Below are 23252 nucleotides of genomic sequence, written 5' to 3'. Positions count from 1 at the left end.
CAAGGAGATGGTCATGCCCGGCGACAACGTGTCGATCACGGTGAAGCTGATCAACCCGATTGCCATGGAAGAAGGTCTGCGCTTCGCGATCCGCGAAGGTGGTCGCACCGTGGGCTCGGGCGTCGTGGCAAAGATCCTCGACATCTGATCGAACGCACGAAGGAATAACCATGGCTACCAAGCAAAAAATCCGTATCCGCCTGAAGGCGTTCGACTACAAGCTGATCGACCAATCGGCTGCAGAGATTGTGGACACCGCCAAGCGCACCGGCGCGATCGTCAAGGGTCCTGTGCCCCTGCCGACTCGCATGAAGCGCTTCGACATCCTGCGTTCGCCGCACGTCAACAAGACCAGCCGTGACCAGTTCGAGATCCGCACGCATCAACGCCTGATGGACATCGTCGATCCAACGGACAAGACCGTGGATGCACTCATGAAGCTCGACCTGCCGGCCGGCGTCGACGTTGAGATCAAGCTCCAGTAAAAACGTCTACTTACTTGGCAAAGCCCGCTTGCACTTCTGCAAGCGGGCTTTGTTCTTTTGGCCTACGGGTGTGGCATCCTAGAAACATGCGGCGACCGGCCGTTGCGAAGGCTAGCGAGGCGCTGGATATGGAATGCAGATTGTTTTGGCGGGGATTGGCGTTGTCGGCAGCGTTGGCACTCGTGGGAGGATGCGGCGGTGGTGGCGGTGGTGGAGGTGGAATCAGTGCGGTTCCGTCGCCCGCCGCAGGCGTGCCAGCCGCCGCTTCCGTCACCTTGAGCGGTGTCGCTACGTACGATTCGATCCCCAACACGACAGGTGCTTTGGCTTATGCGGCGAGCAGCGCCAAGCCGATTCGGGGGGCTGTGATCGAAATCTTGAACAGCGCGTCGACCGTCATCGCCTCAACAAGTACAGATGCAAACGGCGCGTACTCTGTGAGCGTACCGTCGGGCACGTCGCTCATCGTGCGCGTCAGGGCGCAGATGTCGCAAGTCGGCGCTGGTGCAAGCTGGGACGTCTCGGTCCGTGACAACACACAATCGAACGCCATCTATGCGATGGAGACGCCAACGTTCTCCTCAGGGACAACTGCTTCGCTCTCGCGTGACATTCATGCCCCGTCCGGGTGGGGCGGATCGAGCTACAGCGGGACGCGTGTAGCGGCACCTTTCGCCGCTCTGGATACGATTTACGCGGCCCAGGCGAAAGTCCTGTCGGTCGCGCCAAACACGGCCTTTCCCGCGTTGCGTGTGTTCTGGAGCGCCAACAACGTTCCGGCCACAGGCAATCCAGCCCTCGGCCAGATTGGAACGACCTTCTTCAGCAACGGAAGTGCAGGCCGTGCCATCTATGTTCTGGGCAAGGAGAACGTCGACACCGACGAGTACGATTCGTCGGTGATTGCCCATGAATGGGGTCACTACTATCAGTCGGCATTCAGTCGAGACGATTCGCCGGGCGGGAGCCACGCCATCACGGACAGCCTTGATCGCCGGGTCGCGTTTTCCGAAGGATGGGGCAATGCGTGGTCCGGCATTGCGCTCGGGCGCAGCAACTACACCGATTCGGTCGGCCCTGGCCAAGCGCAGGGCTCCAACGTTGATCTCCGCACCGGCGTTGATTCAAACCCTGGCTGGTTCCGCGAGGCGTCCATACAGTCGATCATTTGGAATCTGAACGGGCAGGTCGGCTTCAAGGCGATCCACGACACGATGACTGGCCCCTTCAAGAACGGCCTGCCTGTGACTTCCGTTCACCCGTTCGCAGTCGCCTTTTCTTCGGCGGCACCGGGAAGTGCTTCGAACTTGGCCACGTTGCTGGCAGGGCAGAGCATCAGTGCCGCATCCGACCCATTCGGTGGGTCGGAAACCAACAATGGCGGCGTTGCCGTCGCGCTACCGATGTACCAACGGGCCACGCCAGGTGCAGTCAATTCGGCTTGCGTCTCTAATCAGGCGGGTTCCGGCAACAAGCTGGGGAGCTACGTCTATCTTCGGTTTACCGTGCCATCGGCGGGCAACTACACCGTCACGGTCGCTGGCACGTCGACGGCCGTCGATCCTGACTTCGCGGTTTACAACGGTGGCCAGATTGCCGAGGCCGACGGGCTGGGTCAGAGCGAGACGGCCGCCGTAAGTTTGCCGGCCGGGGAGAGCATTCTGGTGATCAATGACTTCAACAACTCATCGGCCTCCACATGTTTCAACGTCACCATCCAATGAACGCTGCACCTTTGAAAATGGGCCCAGGCGCATGCGCTGCCGTCACGCTGGCGTTGGCGTTGGTGTTGGTGTTGGCGCTGCTCGCTCCTTCAAGCGCGGCAGCTGATGGCGCGAAGGCGCCTGGAATGGTCAAGGGTGCGCCGGCGAGCACATCCATGAAGACAGCTCCAATGAAAGCAAACGGTTCAGGAGTGGTCGTGCGATATCGCATCGACGGAACGCCCGCGATTGGCGTCGCCATTCCCTTAGTGTTGACCTTCGACGGAGTGACGGAACATGGCGGAGCGGCGCTTCGGTTGACGACTGAGGGTGGTCTGGCGCTCGGCGATGTCGCTGCGACTCGGACGCTGCCAGCAGGCGAAGTCACCTCATTGACGATCAAAGTCACCCCGTCCGCAGCGGGTATCGGTTATCTGCACGTGTTCACGACTCAGTACGGCGCGACCAGCGCAACTTCGATTCCCGTCCAAGTGGGCCAGTCCCCTTCAGCGCTGCCGGGTGCCGGTGAGCTCAAGCAAAGCCCCGGCGGGGATAGGGTCCGATCGATGCAGGTGAAGTAGGCCCCCAGCCGGGGCCACCATCCCCGTTGCAGCATTTGCGCATTGCGCGCTATAATCTTCGGCTCTGCCAAAATTGCGCCCCAGGGTTCATTTTGCGCGGAGCTTTATTAACCTTCTTTCGTATACCAAACGCTGTCGCCAATTGAAGTGGCAGCGGCGGAAGTTTTGGAGAAAACCAATGAGTCTGAGCAACTCCCTCGGGTTGCTGGGCCGCAAGGTGGGGATGATGCGTCTCTTCACCGATGACGGGGATGCTGTTCCTGTCACGGTGATTGATGTGTCCAACAACCGTGTGACCCAGATCAAAACCCAAGAGAATGATGGCTACGTCGCACTTCAAGTGACGTTCGGTTCGCGCAAGGCATCGCGTGTTACCAAGCCTGAAGCCGGTCACCTCGCCAAGGCGGGTGTCGAAGCTGGCGAAATCATCCAGGAATTCCGCGTGACCGCCGACACGGCCGGTCAGCACAAGACTGGTGGCGTCATTGCGGCCGCCAGTGTGTTTGCGGTCGGCCAGAAGGTGGACGTGCAGGGCACTTCCATTGGTAAGGGCTACGCTGGCACGATCAAGCGTCACAACATGAGCTCGCAGCGCGCGTCGCACGGCAACAGCCGTTCGCACAACGTGCCGGGTTCCATCGGCATGGCGCAGGATCCCGGACGCGTGTTCCCCGGCAAGCGTATGACGGGCCACCTCGGCGATGTCACCGTGACGACCCAGAACCTCGATGTGATCCGGATCGATGAAGCCCGTCAATTGCTCCTGATCAAGGGTGCAATTCCGGGTTCGAAGGGTGGCTTCGTCACCGTGCGTCCGGCTGTCAAGGCTAGGCCGCAAGCCGCTGAAGGAGCGAAGTAATGGAACTCGAACTCCTGAACGAACAAGGCCAGGCCGCGTCGAAGTACGACGCCCCCGAGACCGTGTTTGGCCGCGACTACAACGAAGACCTGGTTCACCAGATCGTCGTCGCATTCCAGGCCAACGCCCGCCAAGGCACGCGCGCCCAGAAGGACCGCGAGCAGGTCAAGCACTCGACCAAGAAGCCTTTCAAGCAAAAGGGAACGGGCCGCGCCCGTGCCGGTATGACTTCCTCGCCGCTGTGGCGTGGGGGTGGCCGCATTTTCCCGAACATGCCTGACGAAAACTTCTCGCAGAAGATCAACAAGAAGATGTATCGCGCCGGCATGGCCTCCATCTTCTCGCAGCTCGCTCGTGAAGGTCGTCTGGCCGTGGTCGATTCGATCAAGGTCGACTCTCCCAAGACCAAGGCGCTGGCCGCCAAGTTCAAGGCAATGAATCTCGAGTCCGTGCTCGTGATCGCCGAGGAAGTCGACGAGAACCTGTACCTGGCCTCGCGCAACCTGGTCAACGTGCTCGTGGTCGAGCCGCGTTACGCCGATCCGGTGTCGCTGGTTCACTACAAGAAGGTGCTGGTCACCAAGGGTGCCGTCGATAAGCTCAAGGAGATGTTCGCATGAGCCGCATGAACCCTACTCCCGCACAACGTCAGTTCGATGAAGGTCGCCTGATGAATGTGCTGATCGCCCCGATCGTGTCTGAAAAAGCGACGATGGTCGGCGAGAAGTCGAATGCCGTCACCTTCAAGGTGCTGCAGGATGCCACCAAGCCCGAGATCAAGGCCGCTGTTGAACTGATGTTCAAGGTCGAAGTCCAGGGCGTGTCGGTGCTCAACACCAAGGGCAAGACCAAGCGCTTCGGCAAGTCCATCGGTCGCCGCGACAACGTTCGCAAGGCCTATGTGACGCTCAAGGCTGGTCAAGAGCTCAACCTCGTCGGGGAAGGCGCTTAATCATGGCCGTCATCAAGATGAAACCCACTTCGCCGGGCCAACGCGGCGCGGTGAAGATCTCGCGAGACCACCTGTACAAGGGCGCGCCGCACGCGGCCTTGCTGGAGCCGCAATTCCAGAAGGCTGGCCGCAACAACAACGGTCACATCACGACCCGCCACAAGGGTGGTGGCCACAAGCACCACTATCGCGTCGTGGACTTCGTGCGCAACAAGGACGGCATCCCGGCCAAGGTCGAACGTATCGAGTACGACCCCAACCGTACCGCCCACATCGCGCTCGTGTGCTACGCCGATGGCGAGCGCCGCTACATCATCGCCCCGCGCGGTCTGGAAGCTGGTGCAACGCTGTTGAGCGGTTCGGAAGCTCCGATCCGTGCCGGCAACACGCTGCCGATTCGCAACATCCCTGTGGGTTCGACGATCCACTGCATCGAACTGCAGCCTGGCAAGGGCGCGCAGATCGCCCGTTCGGCCGGTACCTCGGCCACGCTGCTGGCCCGTGAAGGCGTCTATGCCCAGGTCCGTATGCGTTCGGGCGAAGTCCGCCGCGTGCACGTCGAGTGCCGCGCGACCATCGGTGAAGTCGCCAACGAAGAACACAGCCTGCGCCAGCTCGGCAAGGCCGGCGTGAAGCGCTGGATGGGTATCCGCCCGACCGTTCGCGGCGTGGTGATGAACCCGGTCGACCACCCACACGGTGGTGGCGAAGGCAAGACCGGCGAAGGCCGCCATCCTGTCGACCCATGGGGCAACCTGACCAAGGGTTATCGCACCCGTAACAACAAGCGCACGCAAGTCTTCATCGTGTCGCGTCGCAAGAAGTAAGGGTTAGCAAATGACTCGCTCTCTCAAAAAAGGTCCGTTCGTCGACCACCACCTCGTGGCCAAGGCCGACAAGGCCGTGACGACCAAGGACAAGAAGCCGATCAAGACCTGGTCGCGTCGCTCGATGGTTCTGCCCGAGTTCATCGGTCTGACCATTGCCGTGCACAACGGCAAGCAGCATGTGCCTGTGTACATCACCGACCAGATGGTCGGCCACAAGCTCGGTGAATTTGCGCTCACGCGCACGTTCAAGGGGCACCCCGCGGACAAAAAAGTCCAGAAGAAGTAAGGAACGACCATGTCTGAAACACGTGCAGTCCTCCGCGGCGTCCGCCTTTCGGTCGACAAGGGCCGTCTGGTCGCCGACCTGATCCGCGGCAAGAAGGTCGATCAAGCGCTCAACATTCTGCAATTCACGCAGAAGAAGGCCGCTGTGATCGTGAAGAAGGTGCTCGAGTCGGCCATCGCCAACGCCGAGCACAACGACGGTGCCGATATCGACGAACTGAAGGTCAAGACCATCTACGTCGAGCAAGGCGCCACGCTCAAGCGCTTCACCGCGCGCGCCAAGGGTCGCGGCAATCGCATCAGCAAGCCCACGTGCCATGTGTACGTGACGGTTGGCAACTAATAGGCCTGGAAGAAATATGGGACAGAAAATCCACCCAACCGGCTTCCGCCTTGCGGTCAGCCGTAACTGGTCCAGCCGCTGGTACGCAAGCAACCGCGACTTCGCCGGCATGCTGGCCGAAGACATCAAGGTGCGCGAGTACCTGAAGAAGAAGCTCAAGAACGCGTCCGTTTCGCGCGTGCTGATCGAGCGCCCCGCCAAGAACGCACGCATCACGATCTACTCGGCACGTCCGGGCGTCGTGATCGGCAAGAAGGGCGAGGACATCGAGAACCTCAAGCGCGAGCTGGGCAAGCAACTCGGCGTGCCGGTTGCTGTCAACATCGAAGAAGTGCGCAAGCCCGAGATCGATGCGCAACTGATCGCCGACAGCATCACTCAGCAGCTCGAGAAGCGGATCATGTTCCGCCGCGCCATGAAGCGCGCGATGCAGAACGCCATGCGTCTGGGTGCCCAGGGCATCAAGATCATGTCGGCCGGTCGCCTGAATGGCATCGAAATCGCACGTACCGAGTGGTACCGCGAAGGTCGCGTGCCGCTTCACACCCTGCGCGCCGACATCGACTACGGCACCTCGGAAGCCAAGACCACCTACGGCGTCATTGGCGTCAAGGTCTGGGTCTACAAGGGCGACACGCTGGGTCGTAACGACCTGCCGGCCGTCGAAACGCCGCGCCCCGACGAAGAGCGTCGCCCTCGCGGCCCGCGTCGTGATGGCCGTCCTGGTGGCGATCGTCCCGGCTCTGACCGTCGCGGTCCGCGCGCCGGTGCCCGTGGCCCGATCGGCGGCAACGTCGCCCCGGCCGATGGCAGCGACAAGCCCGCAGAAGCCACTGGCGCCGCTCCGGCGGCTCCAGGTGCAGACTCGAAACCCGCCGTTAAGCGCGTCCGCAAAGCCGCGCCAGCTGCAGCAGCTGACGGTGCCAAGACCGAGTGATCGGTCTTAGAACTACGGAGTAATAAACATGCTGCAACCTGCACGCAGAAAGTTCCGCAAGGAACAAAAGGGCCGCAACACCGGCATCGCGACTCGCGGCAACGCGGTGTCGTTCGGTGATTTCGGCCTGAAGTCGATCGACCGAGGCCGTCTTACGGCCCGTCAGATCGAAGCCGCACGTCGCGCGATCTCGCGTCACGTCAAGCGCGGTGGCCGCATCTGGATTCGTGTGTTCCCCGACAAGCCGATCTCCCACAAGCCCGCAGAAGTGCGGATGGGTAACGGCAAGGGCAACCCAGAGTACTACGTCGCCGAAATCCAGCCCGGCAAGGTGATCTATGAGATCGTCGGCGTCCCCGAAGAACTGGCTCGCGAGGCCTTCCGTCTGGCCGCTGCCAAGCTGCCGCTGCGTACGACCTTCGTCGCTCGCCAGCTCGGCGCCTGATCGAGGAGAACACCATGGCAACACGTAAGAAGAAGGAAGTTGCGGCTACGGCCAAGACTTCGAAGGCCGCCGAGCTGCGCAACAAGGACGTTGCGGGCCTGCAAGCCGAAATCAAGGATCTGCAGAAGGCTCATTTCGGCCTGCGCATGCAGAAAGCCACGCAACAGTTGTCGAATACCTCGACGCTGCGCGTGACGCGCCGCGACATCGCGCGCGCCAAGACCATTCTTGCTCAGAAGCAGCAAGAAGCCCAAGCCGCCAAGTAAGGAGTGAACATGACGGAAGCTAAAAAATCCCTCAAGCGCACCTTGATCGGCAAGGTGGTCAGCGACAAGCGTGAGAAGACCGTGACTGTGCTGGTCGAGCGTCGTGTGAAGCACGAACTCTACGGCAAGATCGTGGCCAAGACCAGCAAGTACCACGCCCATGACGAAAAGGGCGAGTACAAGCTGGGCGACACCATCGAGATCACCGAAAGCCGGCCGATTTCGAAGACGAAGAACTGGGTCGTGACCCGTCTGATCGAAAAGGCCGTTTTGGTCTGATCGCAGGCGAAGCAGCCCGAGCAAAAGCGGCCCACAATGTGGGCCGTTTTTCTTTTTCAGGAGTCCTTCAAATGATCAAAGTCGGCGACACGCTTCCCACTGCAACCCTCCAGGAATATTCCGAGGTCGAAGGGGAGGGCTGCAGCATCGGTCCCAACCCTGTCGATGTCGCGAAGGCCACTGCCGGGAAGACCATCGCGCTGTTCGCGTTGCCTGGCGCTTTCACACCCACCTGCTCTGCCAAGCACGTACCTGGGTATGTGCAGCATTTCGAGGACTTCAAGGCTGCGGGAGTCGATGAAATCTGGTGCGTGAGCGTCAACGATGCCTTCGTCATGGGCGCTTGGGCTCGCGACCAGAAGACGGGCAGCAAGGTCCGCATGTTGGCGGACGGCAGTGCTGCCTTTGCCAATGCGACCGGCCTGACGTTGGATCTGACCGCGCGAGGGATGGGTATCCGTAGCAATCGCTATTCCATGCTCGTCAGGGACGGCAAAGTTGTTTCGCTGAACGTCGAAGGCCCCGGAAAGTTCGAAGTCAGCGATGCCGACACGCTGTTGGCACAAGCCCGCGGCTGATCGCTCCCCGCGTTCGTAGCGCTCCGGGCCGCGTGAGGACGGGGCGAGCTACAAATCAGCTTTGAGGTAGTGCGACCCGGCAACCGGGTTGTGATAGTAAGGAGGCACTTCGATGAAGCCGAGGTCTTCGTAGAGTGCCCTCGCAGACTCCATGTCGTCGAGCGTATCGAGCAGTACGCACGCGTAGCCCGCTCCGCGCGCGGCGTCGAGAATGGCTTCCGCGAGTTGTCGCCCGAGCCCCACCCCCCGAAATTCCGGACGTACATACAGGCGCTTCATTTCGGCGGCATTGGGATAGTCCGCCGAATCCAAGGGACGCAGCGCGCAACAACCGGCGACATGCGCGAGATCGCCATTGGCTCTTTGCAGAGGTTGCGCATTCACGGGAACCGCCGTATCGATCGTGTTGACCAGTGCCAGAAGCAAGGCGCCACGCGGTTCCGCGTAGTCACCGGGCAAGTTGACAAGTTCAGCGTCGAAATTCTGAAATCCGAGGTCGATGCCCAGGGAAGCAGCATAGTCCTGAAAAATCGCCCGTGTGGCTTCGAGTTCGTGCGGTTCGTCGGGCGTCAGCAGCACGATTTCAGGCGTGTCTGCCAATGGCAGGGGACGTGACATGGAGTTGCTCATACGCGCAATGATGCTATCCAGACGGCAAAGCCTACGCAGACCGCGAACACGGCAAGCGCAAGAAGTCTTGACGCGAAATCGTCACGGCTCGGCGCGCCGTTGCCGTCGGCGAGCGGCTTGTCGCCGGAAATCATGGGCCGGATGAGCCGCCGGCCTTTGACAAATACATAGAAAAGAACCGCCAGGACGTGCAGGCTCACCAGCGTGATGACCAGCCACATGCCTGGCTCGGCATGCCACTTCGTTGCGGCGCTCACCACGGAACCGGGCACAAAGCGTGTCAGCGGCCCCGATGCCGAGATCTCGTCGTCGGCCACCAAGCCGGTCGCTACTTGCACCAGCAGCAGGCCAAGGACCGCGAACACCGATAGCGCGCCCAATGGAGAGTGGCCGATGAGATGGTCGGGGTGCGCACGACCTCGCAGATACGAAACGACCGAGCGCGGCGCATAAATGAAAGCCGAGAAGCGCGACCAACGACCGCCGACGAATCCCCAGACCAGACGAAAAAGCAGAAGCGACAGCGCGGTGTAACCGAGACGGAAATGCCATTCCATGATCCCGCCAAGTCCGGTTGCAATGAGGCTGATCACAGTCAGCGCCAACGCCCAGTGGAACAGCCGGGTCGGCAGATCCCAGACACGCGTTCGAATCGCGCCAGGCTCATCCAGCCTCGCGCGGCGCGTCGTGGGCTCGAAAGATGCGGTCATCGGTGGCTGTGACGCAGGATGCGGGATCCGCAGATTAGCAAACTTCGGTGGCGAGTGGCCTTGCGGGTTGTCTCTACCCATTGGCTGCGCCAAATCTCTAAACTGGACTACGGCACCGTACTCAGCGATGCACGAGCAAAAAGGATTCACGATGAAATCTCTCGTCACCCTCATCCTGGCTGCCGTTTGCGGAGCCTTTTCCGTGTCGGCCAGCGCTCAGTTCGCCAAGACTGAGGATGCCATCAAATACCGCCAGAGTGCGATGTTCATCCAGGGGCAGCATGTGGGGCGCCTGGGTGCCATGGCCAACGGCCGGGTTCCTTTCGATGCGACGGTTGCGGTCGCCAATGCCGAGGTGGTCGCCCAGATATCAAGGCTACCCTGGGCCGGCTTTGGGCCGGGCACGGAGGGCGGCAAGGCCAAGCCGGAGATCTGGAAGGAGCAGGCCAAGTTCAAGGAGTTGAGCGATCGGCTGATGGCCGAAACCGACAAGCTCCTTGTTGCGACGAAAACCGGCAACCTCGACGCGCTGAAAACCGCGATGGGCTCGCTCGGTGAAACGTGCAAGGCGTGCCACGATTCCTTCAGGAACAAATAGCTCGCACCTGGCCGCGAGCACCGAATACTCGTCGGGGGCTTTATGCCTCGGCGAGCAGTTTCTCGATCAACTTGTGCAATTCGGCGAAGTCGGGTTCGCCGACATAGCGCTTCACGATCTCGCCGCGCTTGTTGACCACGTAGGTGGTCGGCGTCAGCTGGACGTCGCCCCAAGCCTTGGCCACGGCGCCTGTGTTGTCGATCGCCACCTTGAACGGCAGTTTGCGCGTTTCGGCGTAATTGACGACGTAGGCCGGTGGGTCGTAGCTCATTGCCACGGCGAGGGTGTCGTAGCCCTGATTCTTGTATTTGTCGTAAGTCGCGATGACCTTGGGCATTTCACCCACGCAGGTGACGCAGCTCGTTGCCCAGAAATTGACCAGGGTGACCTTGCCCTTGAGGTCCTCGGTGCTTTTCTTCGTACCGTCGAGAAGCACGAAGGTCGATGCCGGCGCTGCGGAAACGCCCGTGTTCAGGTACACGCCCACGCCGACGACCAGGGCTAGCGCAGTTGCTGCGGCGTAGAAGAGCTTTTTCATGGAAGAAGAGGGTGGAGTTCGCGGATTTTAGTTCCCATCGCCGGATCGTGCCGGGCTCCCAGGCTCGCCGAAGGGGCGTTCGATAATGGGCTTTCCATGTCGACTCCGTCCTGCCATCGTCCCAGTCGCACGGCATACGCCGTGGCCGCGATCGCCCTTGCGGCGTGCAGTCCGACCTTCAACTGGCGAGATGCCCCGGTGGGGGACGCCGGCGTTGTCGTTCTGCTGCCATGCAAGCCTGACCACGCCACTCGGCAGATCCCCCTCGGAACCGAGGCGGTTGCAGTCGACATGGCCGGTTGCAAGGCCGGGGGCGCCACGTTTGCCGTCGCTCACGCCACGGCCGGCAGTGCCGAGCAGGCCGAGAGCTGGATTCGCGCATGGCGAGCCGCGACACGCTCCCAGCTCGCGAGCACCCAGGTCGTCGAGGCCCCTGCCACCGTGCCTCGTGCCGCTGCGTCGCCCGCCCCGGCGCGGCTCGATACCCAGGGCCCACCGGCCGAAAGCCGCGACGACGCGGCCCACGTCCTCTGGTTCGCGCAACAGCGACCGGACGGAATGGCGATTTATCAGGCTACCGTACAGGGTTCGCCGTCATCGTCCGACGCACTGGCGACGTTTTTCGAGGGAATTCGCATCCCGTGAGTGGACAAAGGCACGAAACAGGCCCTGGACGTTGATGAGATGCTGCGTGTTGTGTTGTCTTATTTCTACACCCTCACGGATGCCCCCGCATAATTGGCAGACTGTCTGCCGACTCACATGAACAGCATCTTCATCATTGCTCATTCGCCGCTTGCGCAGGCACTGCGGCAGTGCGCATTGCATGTGTTTCCTGATTGCGAGCAGTTCATCGTTGCGCTCGACGTCTTGCCTAACGTCTCCCCCGACGAAACTCTCGCCGCAGCGCGCATCACCTTGGCGCAGCTTCATCGCACACCGCGCTCGCAGGTGCTCGTGCTGGCCGACGTTTTCGGAGCAACGCCCTGCAATGTGGCCCAGAAGCTGGTCGACGGCGTCCGCTCCCGCCTGGTGGCTGGCGTTAACCTACCCATGTTGCTGCGCGCCGTCAGCTATCGGAACGAACCGCTTGATACGCTTGTGCAGCGTGCGCTCACCGGAGGAACCGCGGGCGTGATGCAAGTGGCCGTGACCGCTCCCCAGAATCAGGCAAGAAGAAAGCACAGTGACCAAGACATCCGTGACCATCAGCAATAAGCTGGGCCTGCATGCGCGGGCCTCGGCGAAACTCACCAAGCTTGCGGGGAGCTATCCCTGCGAAGTCTGGCTTGCGCGCGGCGATCGTCGGGTGAATGCGAAGAGCATCATGGGCGTGATGATGCTGGCCGCCGGCATCGGCGTGACTGTGGAAGTCGAGACGATCGGCGACCGCGAGCAAGAGGCGCTGGATGCCATCGTTGCACTCATGAACGACAAGTTCGGGGAAGGTGAATAGATGGCGCACTTCGTGGGGTAAGGCGTGACATTCTCGATCCACGGTCTCCCGGTTGCCCGTGGCATTGCCATCGGCCGCGCCGTGCTCGTCGTGTCGAGCCGCATCGACGTCGCGCACTATTTCATCAAACCCGAGGAAGTCGAAACCGAGATCGACCGAGTCCGGGTCGCCCGGAACGCGGTGGCCGAGGAACTGCAGAAATTGCAGGCCAGCGTGGCGCTGATGGGTCCCAACGACGCCCCGCACGAACTCTCCGCGCTCCTCGACGTGCACCAGATGCTGCTGCAGGACGAGGTGCTCACCGGCGGCGTCAAGCACTGGATCGTGGAGCGCCTCTACAACGCCGAGTGGGCGCTCACAACGCAGCTCGAAGTGGTTGCGCGCCAGTTCGACGAGATGGAGGACGAGTACCTCCGCGAGCGCAAGGCGGACCTGGAGCAGGTCGTCGAGCGCCTGCTGCACCGGATGAAGGGCACGGCAGCAGTTCTCGCGCCGAACCCGCCGCGCCGCAAGCGCGCCTCCGAAAACGACGACGACGAGCATTCCGACCCCACTGCCGGCGACGGCATCGACGTGCCGCTGGTGCTGATCGCGCACGATCTCTCGCCGGCCGACATGCTGCAGTTCAAGAAGAGCGTGTTCGCGGGCTTCGTGACCGACGTCGGCGGACGCACCTCGCACACGGCGATCGTCGCGCGCAGCATGGACATCCCGGCCGTGGTCGGCGCCCGCAGCGCGAGCCAATTGGTGCGGCAGGACGACTGGGTCGTCATCGATGGCGATGCTGGCGTCGTGATCGTCGATCCCTCGCCGATCATCCTGGCCGAATACGGCTTCAAGCAGCGACAGGGCGACCTCGAACGCGGGCGGCTTTCCCGGCTGCGGCACAAGCCGGCCGTGACGCTTGATGGTCAGCGCGTCGAATTGCTGGCCAATATCGAGATGCCCGAAGACACGGTGGGCGCGGTCCGAGCCGGCGCGGTCGGCGTGGGTCTGTTCCGTAGCGAATTCCTCTTCATGGGCCGCGAAGCGCAGCGCATGACGCGCCTGCCCGACGAGGAAGAGCAGTACCAGGCATACAGGCGCGCGGTCGAGGGCATGCAGGGCATGCCTGTCACCATTCGGACCGTTGATGTCGGCGCGGACAAGCAGCTCGACGGTAAGTCGGTCCGCGAAGACTCGCACCTGAATCCTGCCCTCGGTCTGCGCGCAATTCGCTGGAGCCTGGCAGATCCGGCGATGTTTCTTACACAGCTACGTGCCATCCTGCGCGCCGCAGCGCACGGCGAGATCCATCTGCTGATTCCGATGCTGGCGCACGTGAGCGAGATTCGGCAGACCCTGTCACTCATCGATTTCGCGCGGGGCGAACTGGACAACCGCGGCGTCGTTCACGGCAACGTGAAGCTCGGCGCGATGATCGAAATCCCGGCCGCCGCGCTCACGCTCAAGACCTTCCTGAAGTACTTCGATTTCCTGTCGATCGGCACCAACGACCTGATCCAGTACACGCTCGCCATCGACCGCGCCGACGAATCGGTCGCGCATCTCTACGATCCTGCGCATCCCGCTGTGCTTCGGCTGGTGGCCGACACCATTGCCGAGTGCCGGCGCCAGGGCAAGAGCGTGAGCGTGTGCGGAGAAATGGCGGGTGACGTCATGTTCACCCGATTGCTGCTCGGCTTGGGCTTGCGCAGCTTCTCGATGCATCCCTCGCAGATCCTGGCTGTGAAGCAGGAAGTGCTGCGCGCCGACACCCGAAAGCTCGAATCCTGGGCGCAGGGCGTGATCGAGGCCGAGGAACCCTCCGCCGCGCTAGCGCCGGTCGCCCTCGCGCCGCAATAAAACGAAACACGCCGAAACCGTCGCGAAAGGACTTCACGGCTGCGCAAAAGCACCATCGAGTCTCCCTGATCGATCCGATCACATGCAAAGGAAGACTCTCATGAAACGCTGGTTCAAACGTTCTCTCTTCGGTATCGCCGGTGCTGCGCTGGTTGCGGGCAGCCTGGCCGGTTGCGGACACCGCCACGGCTGGAGCGGCGACTCCGAGCAAGACCGGGCCGAGTTCCGTGCGCGCATCGTCGAGCGCGTGAGCAGCAAGCTCGAGCTCGACGCCACGCAGAAGCAGAAGCTCCAGGTGCTGACCGAAAAGATCCAGGCCCAGCGCGCAGCGTTGCGCGGCGGCGGCGATCCGCGCGCCGAGTTCCGTGCCTTGTTCGCCGGCGCAAAGCTCGACCAGGAGCGCGCGAAGAAGCTGGTCGAGGACAAGAGCGCCGCCGTGCAGGCCGGCAGCCCCGAAGTGATCGCGGCGGCCGCCGACTTCTTCGACAACCTGAATCCGGCGCAGCAACAGAAGGTCCGCGATTTCATGGACCGCGCCCGCCGCTGGAGAAGGGGATGAAAGTCCTCTGACGCATGCCCTCGGGTCTGGTGACGAGCCTTCTCTTTGCGCGTATGCACAATGCCCGAATGCCCCGCATCCTGTTGATCGACGACGACGAGCACCTGGGTGCGCCGCTCGCGAGTTACTTCGCGCGCTTCGACTACGTGCTGGACAGCGCGACCCGTCCGAGCGAAGGCCTGGCAAAGCTGCGCGCGACGACCTATGACGCCGCCATCCTGGACGTGATGCTGCCCGAGATGGACGGCTTTGCGCTCTGCCGCGAAATCCGCAAGCAAAGCGACATCCCGATCGTGATGCTGACCGCGCGCGGCGAGGTCATGGACCGCGTGGTCGGCCTCGAACTCGGGGCCGACGACTATCTGCCGAAGCCCTTCGAGCCTCGTGAACTGGTGGCGCGCGTGCAGACCATCCTGCGCCGCCAGCGGGCGGTGCCGCCTGCGGCGCCATCGCAGCGGCGGGAGTTCGAGGGTCTGTCGATTGACCTCGACAGGCGCGAGGTGCTGCGCCACGGCGAACGCGTGGATCTCACCGGCACCGAGTTCGAGCTGCTGGCCCTGCTGGCGGACCAGCCGGGGAAGGTCTGGAGCCGCGACGACATCCTGAATCGCCTTCGTGGGCACGAAGCCGAGCTCTACACGCGCGCGGTCGACATCGTCGTGAGCCGGCTGCGCAAGAAGCTCGAGCCGCTGGACTGCATCAAGACGCTGCGCAACGCGGGCTACACGCTCGCTGTCGGCAAGAGCGCGTCATGAGGACGCGGCGAGCTGGCCACGGCTGGCGCCATCGCTGGCGGCATTCGTTGCGTGTGCAACTGATCATCGCGTTCGTGCTGCTTGCGCTGGCGATGGCCGCGGTGTTCCTCGGCGGCATGCAGCGGGCCTTCTCGACCGGCTGGCGCGACGCCGCCAGGCCGCTCGTCGCCGACTACGTGGATCGCATCGTGGCCGAGCTTGGCACGCCGCCGGACGTGGCCCGCGCCGAGGCGCTGGTCACGCGGCTGCCGATCTCGATCCGTATCGAGGGACCGGTCGTGAACTGGGATTCACATCCAGACCGTCACCGGCACGGTTTCGGCCCGCGGGGGGACTGGCTCAGCCGCACGACCGCCGATGGCCACCGCATCAGCTTCGGCGTCGGCACGCTGCCCTGGGAGCGTGAGCCGCAGGGCATCGGCTGGATCACGCTCGGGCTGCTGCTGGCCCTGATCGTGCTGGCCTACGCGTACGTCCGCCGGCTGTTGCGGCCGCTGGACGACATCCGTGCTGGCGCGGAGCGCTTCGGGCGCGGCGCCTTCGAGGAACCGATCCCGCTGCGCCGGCGCGACGAACTGGGCGACCTCGCGCTGCGCATCAACACCATGGCCCATGACATCCAGGGGATGCTCGACGCCAAGCGCGCGCTGCTGCTGGCGCTGAGCCACGAGTTGCGCTCACCCCTCACGCGGGCGCGTCTCAACGCGGAACTGCTCCCGGCGACAACGGAGGGCGCGGCCGAGCGCGCTGCGCTCCTGCGCGACCTGGCCGAGATGCGCGACCTCATCAGCGACCTGCTCGAGAGCGAGCGACTCGCCAGCCCGCATGCCGCGCTGCACCGCGAACCGATCGATCTGGCGGCGCTCGTGCGCGAGGTGGTCGACGAGCTTGATGGGGGAGAGAACGTCGCCGTGGAAATCCTGGCGGATCTGCCTTTGCTCTCGCTGGACCGCGCGCGCGTCCGCCTGCTTGCGCGCAACCTGCTCGACAACGCGCTGCGCCACGGGGCCGAGGGTGCGGCGCCTCCTCGCGTGACACTGCGCAGGGCTGGGCAGGGTGTGGAACTGGAGGTGCGAGATTTCGGCCCGGGCGTCGACGTGGCGCAATTGGAACGCCTCGCGGAACCCTTCTACCGGACCGACAGCGCACGCCAGCGCGCGACCGGCGGCGTGGGCCTCGGCATGTACCTGTGCCGTCTGGTGGCCGAAGCGCATGGCGGCAAGCTCACCGTGCGCAACGCCGAACCCGGACTCGCTGTCACCGCGCTATTGACCTGAAGCTGCGGCCCGCGCCTGCTCTACGGCGTCGTCCACGCTCCAGGCGGCGTACGCGGCGGGCGGCAGATCGGGATTGCGCACCTGTTCGAGCAGATCGCGGACCGTGTCCTTGACCCGCGCGAGCAGCAGTCGCGCGCCGCGCTGGCGGACGGAAGCAGCGAAATCGCACAGCGCCTCGATGCTGGTGCCGTCGAGATCCGCCGACTCTTCGAGACTGAGCACCACGTGGCTGATCGGCTGCGTCGCTTCCACGCGGGTCCGGACCGTGGCCAACACGGTGTCGGCATTGCCGAAGAACAGCGGCACCTCGGGCCGTGCGATCAGCATGCCGGCGGGCACCTGGGCTTCCGGGTGGCGCGCAGTGTCCACGTAGTCGTGGCTCTGGCCTAGTCGGCCGAGCCAACTCACGTGTGAATTCGACAGGCCCTGCAACAGCAGGAGCAGGCTGACGCCGATGGCTGCCAGCAGGCCGTCCAGCACGCCGAACAGAAGCACCGCGCCGAACGCGACCAACGCGATGACCCGGTCGCGCCGCCAGGCGAAGTAGGGGCGCAGGCTGCCAGGATTCAGCGTGTGGCCGACGGCATGCATCACGATCGCAGCGAGCAAGGGCTCTGGCGTATGGGCAATCCATGGCAGCAGCGTGATGACAGCGAGCAGGACTACGGCCCCGGCGACTAGCCCGGCGGCGCGGCTTTGTGCGCCGGCGGCTTCGTTGGCGGAGGTGGCCGAATAGCCGGCGCCGACCGGCATCCCCTGGAACAACCCGGACGCCAGGTTGGCGGCACCGAGCGCCAGCAGGTCGCGATTGGGCGAGACGGTATCGCCGTGCCGCAGCGCAAAGGTGCGGATCGATCCACAGGATTCCGCATAGAGGATCAGCGCCATCGCGAAGGCCAGTTCGCCCATGCGCAGCCACTCCTCGCGCGTGAGCGTCGGCGTGTTGGGAGGCGAGAGACCGAGCTCGATCGGCCCGACCGCGGCAATGTGCCATTGGCGACAAAAGCCGGTGACGTCCAATGCGATGCCGGCGGCGATCACGAGCAGCGCTGCGGGCACCGTGCGCCAGCGCCCCAGCCCATGGAGCAGGGCCACGCCGATGGCGGCCATTGCCAATCCCGCGTAGTTCCATTGGGCGAAGCTGGTGATCAGCTCCCACGAAAGGCGAAAGAAATCGCTGTGCACCGGGTGCACATCCACAACCTTGGGCAACTGCTTGACCACGATGGTGAGCGCCAACCCGAGTGCGAAGCCGCGCAGCACCGGCTTGGCGATCAGGTTCGAGACGGCGCCGAGCCGCGCCGCCGCCGCGATCAGGAAGAAGCACCCCGCCAGCAGCACGATCCCTGCGCTGAGGGCCAGTTGCAATGCGGTGCCGCGCGCGCCGGCGGAAGTCGTGGCCGCCAGCAGCACCGCGGCCGAAGAAGACGTGGCCGAAACGATCGCGAAGCGGCTGCTTCCCAGAAGACCGTAGACGAACAGGCCCGCAAACAGCGCGATCACGCCCGACTGGGGCGGCATCCCCGCAATGCCCGAATAGGCGACCGCCTCCGGCAGCAGCAGTCCGGCGATGGAAAGGCCAGCGACCCAGTCGGCGGCGCGGATGGCGCGATGCGCGGGGGGTGGGTTCATGGATGAATGGCGAGGAAACCTGGCCCATTGTCGCCTTCGCTACCAGCCCCGGCGGGTGTCGGCACTACGATGCGCTTGCCCCAGCAAGCCCTCAAGGAGATATGAGCATGAGCAGCACACCCACCAATCGCCAGGTTCGACTCGCCAAGCGGCCCGAAGGCATGGCCACGCGCGACAACTGGCAGTTCACCACCGAGCCGGCGGGCGAACCTGCCGAAGGCGGCGTTCTCGTCAAGGCGCTGTCGCTCTCGCTCGACCCCGCGATGCGCGGTTGGATGAACGAGGGCAAGAGCTATATCCCGCCGGTCGAGATCGGCGCTGTGATGCGTGCGGGCGGCGTGGGGCGCGTGGCCGCATCGCGCAACCCGGCATTCGCGGTTGGCGACATCGTGTATGGCACGCTCGGCGTGCAGGAGTACGCGCTGATCCCGCAAGAGGAGATCAAGCGCAACGGGCTCACGAAGATCGACCTCAATGCCGGGACGATCACCCAATGGCTCAACGTCCTGGGCATGCCCGGCATGACCGGCTACTTCGGCCTGATGGACATCGGCGATCCCAAGCCCGGCGAGACCGTGCTGGTCTCCGGCGCCGCCGGCGCGGTCGGCCAGACCGTCGGGCAACTTGCGAAGATCAAGGGCTGCCGTGCCATCGGCATCGCCGGCGGGCGGGCCAAGTGCGAGTGGGTGGTGAAAGAGCTGGGTTTCGATGCCTGCATCGACTACAAGGCCGGCCCTGCCGCCGTGCGCGAGGGCCTGAAGACGCATTGCCCGAAGGGCGTGGACATCTACTTCGACAACGTCGGCGGCGAGATTCTCGACGCGGCGCTGGCCAAGCTCGCGCGCGGTGCCCGCATCATCATCTGCGGCGCCATCAGCCAGTACAACAACACGACGCCCGTGCAGGGGCCGAAGAACTACCTGAGCCTGCTGGTGAACCGGGCGCGCATGCAGGGCATGGTCGTGTTCGACTACGCCGACCGCTATCACCTCGCGGTGGCCGAGATGTCGGGCTATCTCAAGGATGGCCGCATGAAGAGCCGTGAAGATGTCGTCGAAGGCATCGAGACTTTCCCCGAGGCGTTGACGAAGCTCTTCACCGGCGAGAACTTCGGCAAGCTGGTGCTCAAGATCGCGGACTGACTACCTTCGCGCTCGCGTCCCCATCACTGCGGCGGAGATGATGAGGACGGCGGCGAGCGCGATGGTCCAACTGAGCGGGCGTTGCGTCACGATCAGCAGTAACGCGGTCGATGCCAGCGGTGTGATGTAGCTCAGGATGCCGATCTGCCGCGCGTCGCCGCGCTTGAGCGCCATGTCCCAGAAGAAGAACGCAGCGCCCAGCGGGCCGAGTCCGCACAGCGTGACGAGCAGCCAGTCGCGCGATGAGAGCGCGACGGAAGGCTCCAGAAGCGCATGGCACGCCAGCGAGAGCGCGCCCGACACCAGTCCGAAGAGGCCGATTGCAGTGGTCGGAAACGCCGGCACGCGCTGCGTCCAAAGCGAGTAGCTGGCCCAGATGAACGCGGAGCCCAGTGCGGGCAGAAAACCCCAGTAGCTCCCGCCAATGTTCGCCGAGACGCCACTGCGCGCGCCGAGGATGGCAATGGCCGCGCCCGCAAAACCCAGCAGCGCTGCCACCACGTGCAGCGGACGCAGCGACACGCCAGGCAGCAACACCGGCGCCAACACCACCATGAACAGCGGCCAGAGGTAGTTGACCAGGTTCGCTTCGACCGGTGGCGCGTGCCGCAGTGCGATGAACAGCAGGAAGTGAAAACCGAACAGACCGTAGACGCCCAGCGCCAGTGTGCGCGCCGGCACCGCCCATGCGCGGCGATTGCGCAGCACGAGCGGCCAGCTCATGACGCTGCCGATCATCAGCGCGAGCCCGGTCAGCAGGAAGGGCGGCAGATGCGAGAGCGAAGTGCCCAGCGAGGCGAGCGTGGCCCAGAGTGCGATGGCGGCGAGGGCGTTCAGCGTAGGAGACATGGGACCGAGCTTAAGCGGACCCGTCGCCCGCCACCTCACCCCAGTCGCAAGAGCAGCGCCGACGCGCCGCAGACAAGCAGGAACGGAATGCTGATGCGATGGAATTCGCGCAGACCGTTCGGCACTTTCGCAAGGCGCAGCGCGATCAGGTTGGCGAGCGAGCCCAGCACGCATCCGAAGCCACCCACGCTCACGCCCGCCGCGAGAGCGGGCAGGTCATGCACAAAGTTGTCGAGCAGGATGGTGGCCGGCACGTTGCTGATGAACTGAGAAGTCACGATCGCCGCCAGGTACGCGCGCCAGCCTTCGCCGATGGGCAACCGACCCAGAAGCGCGGCGATGGCCGGAAGCTCGGCCAATTGCCGCAGGTCGATGAACATCAGCGCAATGATCGCGAGCAAGGCCCAGTCCACGCCCAGCAGCACGCGCGGGCGCAGCAGGAGGAAGGCGCCGAACACACCCGCCAGACCGGCGAGCAGCCAGCGTTGATCGAGCGCAATCACGAAGCCGATGAAGAGCACGCCCGACAAGACCAGCAGGCGCGGTTCGATCGGCGTGGTTTCGCCCGATGGCTTCAGCGTGATCGGCGCGCGTGGCACCAGGAAGCGGATTGCCGCGAACAGCCAGAACAGCATGACCGCCACAGTCGGCGCCATCATGGTCATGAAGCCGACGAAGCTCTCGCCCGATCGATGCCAGAGGAAGAGGTTCTGCGGATTGCCGATCGGCGTCAGCGCGGAGCCGGCGTTGACGGCCAGTGCTTCGATCACCACCAGCCGAACCAAGGGAAGATGCGCTTGCGTTGCCAGCACCCGGGTGAGCGGCACGAGGAGGAACAGGCTCACGTCGTTGGTCACCAGTGCCGACAGCAACGCGGCGCTCGCGGCGAGCAAAAGGACGAGGTTGCGCAACTCGGTCGTGCGCGACAGCAGCCGCGCCGCCGCGGCCTGCAGCATGCCGCTGCGTTCGACGCCTTGCGTGATCGCCAGCAGGCCGGCCAGTGCGCCGACGGTCTGCCAGTCCACGAGCCGCACATAGTCCAACGGCGCGCGCGGACGGACCACGGCAAAGACCACGGCGGCGGCCAGCAACACCCACAGCAGCCCGTTTCCGCCGCCATGGTCGGCATCGGCCGGCGCGCCGTCAGCCGGTGTGGCGTTCACGCAGTTCGCGCTTGAGCACCTTGCCGATCGCACTGCGCGGGAGTTCGTCGATGAATTGCACCCCTGCGAGCCGCTGTGTCTTGCCCAACTGAGCGTTGGTCCACTGCAGGAGCGCCTCGGCCGGCGTGTCGTCTCCGGCGCGCCGCACCACGAAGGCCACAGGGGTCTCGCCCCATTGCACCGAAGGCACGCCGACCACCGCAACATCCGCCACCGACCCATGGCCGCGCAGCACCGCTTCGAGATCGCTCGGATAGATGTTGAAGCCGCCGCTGATGATCATGTCCTTCTTGCGATCGAACAGCGTGAGAAAGCCGTCGTCATCGAAACGTCCAACATCGCCGGTGCGGATGAATCGCTTGCCGGCCGGGTCGAACCATTCGGCCTCGCGTGTCTTGCCCGGCTGGCGGTGGTAGCCGACCATCATCCCGGCCGAGTGACCCACGACTTCGCCGGCCTCGCCGGGTGCGACTTCGTTGCCGGCCTCGTCGATGAGCCGGATGTCGCTGCCTTCGGCGGGGCGGCCGACGGTATGCAGCTTGTCCGGATGCAGATGGGCTTCGAGGATGCAGGTGCCGCCGCCCTCGGTCATGCCGTAGAACTCGATCAGTCCGCCTGGCCAGCGCGCGAGCACGTCGGCCTTCAGCGCGGCGTTGAACGGCGCGCTGGTGCTGAACTTGAAGCGGAAGCTCGAAAGTTCATGCGCGCCGAAATCGGGATGCGCCATCAGACGCTGGTATTGCACCGGCACCAGCATCGTATGTGTCACGCGATGACGCTCCGCCAGCTTCAGGTACCCCGCTGCGTCGAACTTCGGCATCAGCACGACGCAGCCGCCGAATGCGATGGTCGGGAAGAACACGACCAGCGTGGTGTTGGAGTAGAGCGGCGTGGACAGCAGCGTGACCGTCTCGGGCCCGTACTCGTACTTCGCGCCGCGCCTGACGTGTGACCAGCGCATGCCGTGGCCCTGCACGATGCCCTTGGGCTCGCCGGTAGTGCCGGAAGAATAGATGATGTTGAAGGGCGACGAAGGATGCAGTTCGACCGCTGCCGGCCGCGCGCCGGAGAGGACGAGCCAGTCGTCGAAGTCGCCGCCCGCGCTCGAGGCGTCAAGCGCAATGCGCGGAATGGCGCCGGGCGCCGCGGGCCCTATGACTTCCGCCGCTGCTTCGTCGACGAACAGGATGCGTGCGTCGGCGTCTTCGATCATCCGCGCGAGGCTCGCGGGCGTGGAGCCGGGCGCCAGCGGCGCGACCGCGACGCCCGCACGCAGCGCGCCCAGGAACACGGCTGCGTAGTTGACGCTGGATGCCGCGCAGATCGCGATGGCATCGCCGGCACGCAGGCCGTCGCGCTGCAGGCTGGCCGCGATGCGGTCCATGAGGGTGTCGAGCGCGCCATAGCTGAGTTCGCGCGTGGCATCCGCCAGAGCCGCCCGCCCGGGGGCCTGCTGCGCATGAAGATAAACAAGCTCGGCGATGGCACCGAAGTCGCGTTGGATGGCTGTCTCGAATTCGCTCATTGTTTGCTCGGGAGGTATTGATCAGCCCGG

The 23252-nt window shown here is 64.1% G+C and carries 31 protein-coding genes; 24 read left to right on the top strand and 7 right to left on the bottom strand.

Going from position 1 to position 23252, the window contains the following annotated elements; all coding sequences use genetic code 11:
• The 15 genes from AC1DN9_RS08740 to AC1DN9_RS08670 all read left to right on the top strand — a co-directional run.
• Positions 1 to 148 (top strand): EF-Tu C-terminal domain-related protein (locus tag AC1DN9_RS08740; protein WP_478099174.1); only part of this gene is annotated, 148 nt, incomplete at its 5' end.
• Between the two features lie 22 nt (positions 149 to 170).
• On the top strand, positions 171 to 485 hold the full coding sequence (gene rpsJ / locus AC1DN9_RS08735) for a 30S ribosomal protein S10 (RefSeq protein WP_028250951.1): 315 nt from the start codon (positions 171 to 173) through the stop codon (positions 483 to 485).
• A 128-nt stretch (positions 486 to 613) separates the two neighbouring features.
• Positions 614 to 2209 carry a hypothetical protein gene (locus AC1DN9_RS08730; protein WP_478099162.1) on the top strand — a complete coding sequence of 532 codons (1596 nt, stop codon included), beginning with the start codon at positions 614 to 616 and terminating at the stop codon, positions 2207 to 2209.
• Positions 2206 to 2769, top strand: a complete 564-nt coding sequence (locus AC1DN9_RS08725; protein WP_478099161.1) for a hypothetical protein — start codon at positions 2206 to 2208, stop codon at positions 2767 to 2769. The genes AC1DN9_RS08730 and AC1DN9_RS08725 overlap by 4 nt, the downstream gene beginning before the upstream one ends.
• Positions 2770 to 2947: 178 nt before the next feature.
• Positions 2948 to 3628 carry a 50S ribosomal protein L3 gene (gene rplC, locus AC1DN9_RS08720; protein ID WP_478099159.1) on the top strand — a complete coding sequence of 227 codons (681 nt, stop codon included), beginning with the start codon at positions 2948 to 2950 and terminating at the stop codon, positions 3626 to 3628.
• On the top strand, positions 3628 to 4248 hold the full coding sequence (gene rplD, locus AC1DN9_RS08715) for a 50S ribosomal protein L4 (RefSeq protein WP_286569495.1): 621 nt from the start codon (positions 3628 to 3630) through the stop codon (positions 4246 to 4248). The genes rplC and rplD overlap by 1 nt, the downstream gene beginning before the upstream one ends.
• Positions 4245 to 4580: a 50S ribosomal protein L23 gene (gene rplW / locus AC1DN9_RS08710; protein ID WP_478099158.1), complete on the top strand. Its 336-nt coding sequence runs from the start codon at positions 4245 to 4247 to the stop codon at positions 4578 to 4580. Before rplD ends, rplW begins: the two co-directional genes overlap by 4 nt.
• Before the next feature lie 2 nt (positions 4581 to 4582).
• Complete coding sequence (rplB, locus tag AC1DN9_RS08705) at positions 4583 to 5407, top strand: 50S ribosomal protein L2 (protein WP_028250945.1); 825 nt, start codon at positions 4583 to 4585, stop codon at positions 5405 to 5407.
• A gap of 10 nt (positions 5408 to 5417) precedes the next feature.
• Entirely contained in the window at positions 5418 to 5696 is a 279-nt protein-coding gene (gene rpsS / locus AC1DN9_RS08700) for a 30S ribosomal protein S19 (protein WP_007838132.1), read from the top strand.
• Positions 5697 to 5705: 9 nt separating this feature from the next.
• Positions 5706 to 6038 (top strand): 50S ribosomal protein L22, encoded by a 333-nt coding sequence (gene rplV / locus AC1DN9_RS08695; RefSeq protein WP_019657678.1) that lies wholly within the window; start codon positions 5706 to 5708, stop codon positions 6036 to 6038.
• A gap of 16 nt (positions 6039 to 6054) precedes the next feature.
• A complete protein-coding gene (rpsC, locus tag AC1DN9_RS08690; RefSeq protein ID WP_435518133.1) occupies positions 6055 to 6975 on the top strand; it encodes a 30S ribosomal protein S3 in 921 nt (306 codons plus the stop codon).
• A 28-nt stretch (positions 6976 to 7003) separates the two neighbouring features.
• Entirely contained in the window at positions 7004 to 7420 is a 417-nt protein-coding gene (gene rplP, locus AC1DN9_RS08685; protein WP_028250943.1) for a 50S ribosomal protein L16, read from the top strand.
• 14 nt (positions 7421 to 7434) lie between these two features.
• A complete protein-coding gene (gene rpmC, locus AC1DN9_RS08680) occupies positions 7435 to 7686 on the top strand; it encodes a 50S ribosomal protein L29 (RefSeq protein ID WP_478099155.1) in 252 nt (83 codons plus the stop codon).
• Positions 7687 to 7695: 9 nt separating this feature from the next.
• A complete protein-coding gene (rpsQ, locus tag AC1DN9_RS08675) occupies positions 7696 to 7965 on the top strand; it encodes a 30S ribosomal protein S17 (RefSeq protein WP_478099153.1) in 270 nt (89 codons plus the stop codon).
• A 71-nt stretch (positions 7966 to 8036) separates the two neighbouring features.
• Positions 8037 to 8543: a redoxin family protein gene (locus tag AC1DN9_RS08670; protein ID WP_478099151.1), complete on the top strand. Its 507-nt coding sequence runs from the start codon at positions 8037 to 8039 to the stop codon at positions 8541 to 8543.
• A gap of 48 nt (positions 8544 to 8591) precedes the next feature.
• Here AC1DN9_RS08670 and AC1DN9_RS08665 read toward each other — a convergent pair whose 3' ends face one another.
• Together AC1DN9_RS08665 and AC1DN9_RS08660 are read right to left on the bottom strand one after the other, a co-directional pair.
• On the bottom strand, positions 8592 to 9173 hold the full coding sequence (locus tag AC1DN9_RS08665) for a GNAT family N-acetyltransferase (RefSeq protein ID WP_478099149.1): 582 nt from the start codon (positions 9171 to 9173) through the stop codon (positions 8592 to 8594).
• Entirely contained in the window at positions 9170 to 9883 is a 714-nt protein-coding gene (locus AC1DN9_RS08660) for a cytochrome b/b6 domain-containing protein (protein ID WP_478099172.1), read from the bottom strand. The genes AC1DN9_RS08665 and AC1DN9_RS08660 overlap by 4 nt, the downstream gene beginning before the upstream one ends.
• Positions 9884 to 10034: 151 nt before the next feature.
• Here AC1DN9_RS08660 and AC1DN9_RS08655 point away from each other — a divergent pair, with 151 nt between their 5' ends.
• Positions 10035 to 10481, top strand: a complete 447-nt coding sequence (locus tag AC1DN9_RS08655; protein WP_478099147.1) for a c-type cytochrome — start codon at positions 10035 to 10037, stop codon at positions 10479 to 10481.
• Positions 10482 to 10521: 40 nt separating this feature from the next.
• Here the strand turns inward: AC1DN9_RS08655 and AC1DN9_RS08650 are convergent, their stop codons facing one another.
• A complete protein-coding gene (locus AC1DN9_RS08650) occupies positions 10522 to 11019 on the bottom strand; it encodes a TlpA disulfide reductase family protein (protein WP_478099145.1) in 498 nt (165 codons plus the stop codon).
• Between the two features lie 96 nt (positions 11020 to 11115).
• On the opposite strand from AC1DN9_RS08650, the gene AC1DN9_RS08645 reads away from it, so the two are divergent.
• The 7 genes from AC1DN9_RS08645 to AC1DN9_RS08615 all read left to right on the top strand — a co-directional run bounded on the left by AC1DN9_RS08645 (position 11116) and on the right by AC1DN9_RS08615 (position 16911).
• Positions 11116 to 11664: a hypothetical protein gene (locus tag AC1DN9_RS08645; protein ID WP_478099143.1), complete on the top strand. Its 549-nt coding sequence runs from the start codon at positions 11116 to 11118 to the stop codon at positions 11662 to 11664.
• Between the two features lie 117 nt (positions 11665 to 11781).
• Positions 11782 to 12237, top strand: a complete 456-nt coding sequence (locus tag AC1DN9_RS08640; protein ID WP_478099141.1) for a PTS sugar transporter subunit IIA — start codon at positions 11782 to 11784, stop codon at positions 12235 to 12237.
• Complete coding sequence (locus AC1DN9_RS08635; protein ID WP_478099139.1) at positions 12206 to 12475, top strand: HPr family phosphocarrier protein; 270 nt, start codon at positions 12206 to 12208, stop codon at positions 12473 to 12475. Before AC1DN9_RS08640 ends, AC1DN9_RS08635 begins: the two co-directional genes overlap by 32 nt.
• A gap of 24 nt (positions 12476 to 12499) precedes the next feature.
• The gene (gene ptsP / locus AC1DN9_RS08630; RefSeq protein WP_478099137.1) at positions 12500 to 14320 is read left to right on the top strand and encodes a phosphoenolpyruvate--protein phosphotransferase; all 1821 of its coding nucleotides are present in this window, start codon (positions 12500 to 12502) and stop codon (positions 14318 to 14320) included.
• Between the two features lie 100 nt (positions 14321 to 14420).
• Positions 14421 to 14879, top strand: coding sequence for a Spy/CpxP family protein refolding chaperone (locus tag AC1DN9_RS08625; RefSeq protein ID WP_478099135.1), 459 nt, complete (start codon positions 14421 to 14423; stop codon positions 14877 to 14879).
• 68 nt (positions 14880 to 14947) lie between these two features.
• On the top strand, positions 14948 to 15634 hold the full coding sequence (locus AC1DN9_RS08620; RefSeq protein ID WP_478099133.1) for a response regulator transcription factor: 687 nt from the start codon (positions 14948 to 14950) through the stop codon (positions 15632 to 15634).
• Positions 15631 to 16911 (top strand): HAMP domain-containing sensor histidine kinase, encoded by a 1281-nt coding sequence (locus AC1DN9_RS08615; RefSeq protein ID WP_478099131.1) that lies wholly within the window; start codon positions 15631 to 15633, stop codon positions 16909 to 16911. Before AC1DN9_RS08620 ends, AC1DN9_RS08615 begins: the two co-directional genes overlap by 4 nt.
• Here AC1DN9_RS08615 and AC1DN9_RS08610 read toward each other — a convergent pair.
• Positions 16900 to 18543 (bottom strand): SulP family inorganic anion transporter, encoded by a 1644-nt coding sequence (locus tag AC1DN9_RS08610; protein ID WP_478099130.1) that lies wholly within the window; start codon positions 18541 to 18543, stop codon positions 16900 to 16902. The genes AC1DN9_RS08615 and AC1DN9_RS08610 overlap by 12 nt on opposite strands.
• Before the next feature lie 107 nt (positions 18544 to 18650).
• Here AC1DN9_RS08610 and AC1DN9_RS08605 point away from each other — a divergent pair, with 107 nt between their 5' ends.
• The gene (locus AC1DN9_RS08605) at positions 18651 to 19685 is read left to right on the top strand and encodes an NADP-dependent oxidoreductase (protein ID WP_478099128.1); all 1035 of its coding nucleotides are present in this window, start codon (positions 18651 to 18653) and stop codon (positions 19683 to 19685) included.
• Here AC1DN9_RS08605 and AC1DN9_RS08600 read toward each other — a convergent pair whose 3' ends face one another.
• Genes AC1DN9_RS08600 through AC1DN9_RS08590 form a run of 3 tightly spaced genes read right to left on the bottom strand, consistent with a single transcriptional unit; the run spans position 19686 to position 23222 of the window.
• On the bottom strand, positions 19686 to 20534 hold the full coding sequence (locus tag AC1DN9_RS08600; protein WP_478099127.1) for a DMT family transporter: 849 nt from the start codon (positions 20532 to 20534) through the stop codon (positions 19686 to 19688).
• A 35-nt stretch (positions 20535 to 20569) separates the two neighbouring features.
• Positions 20570 to 21697: an SLC13 family permease gene (locus AC1DN9_RS08595; protein ID WP_478099126.1), complete on the bottom strand. Its 1128-nt coding sequence runs from the start codon at positions 21695 to 21697 to the stop codon at positions 20570 to 20572.
• The gene (locus AC1DN9_RS08590) at positions 21678 to 23222 is read right to left on the bottom strand and encodes a class I adenylate-forming enzyme family protein (protein ID WP_478099124.1); all 1545 of its coding nucleotides are present in this window, start codon (positions 23220 to 23222) and stop codon (positions 21678 to 21680) included. Before AC1DN9_RS08590 ends, AC1DN9_RS08595 begins: the two co-directional genes overlap by 20 nt.
• Positions 23223 to 23252 lie beyond the last annotated feature (30 nt).

The sequence above is a fragment of the Variovorax sp. 05L425 genome, assembly GCF_056397705.1.
The sequence above is the reverse complement of the archived record's forward strand: the minus strand, read 5'-3'. Positions and strand labels throughout refer to the sequence as shown.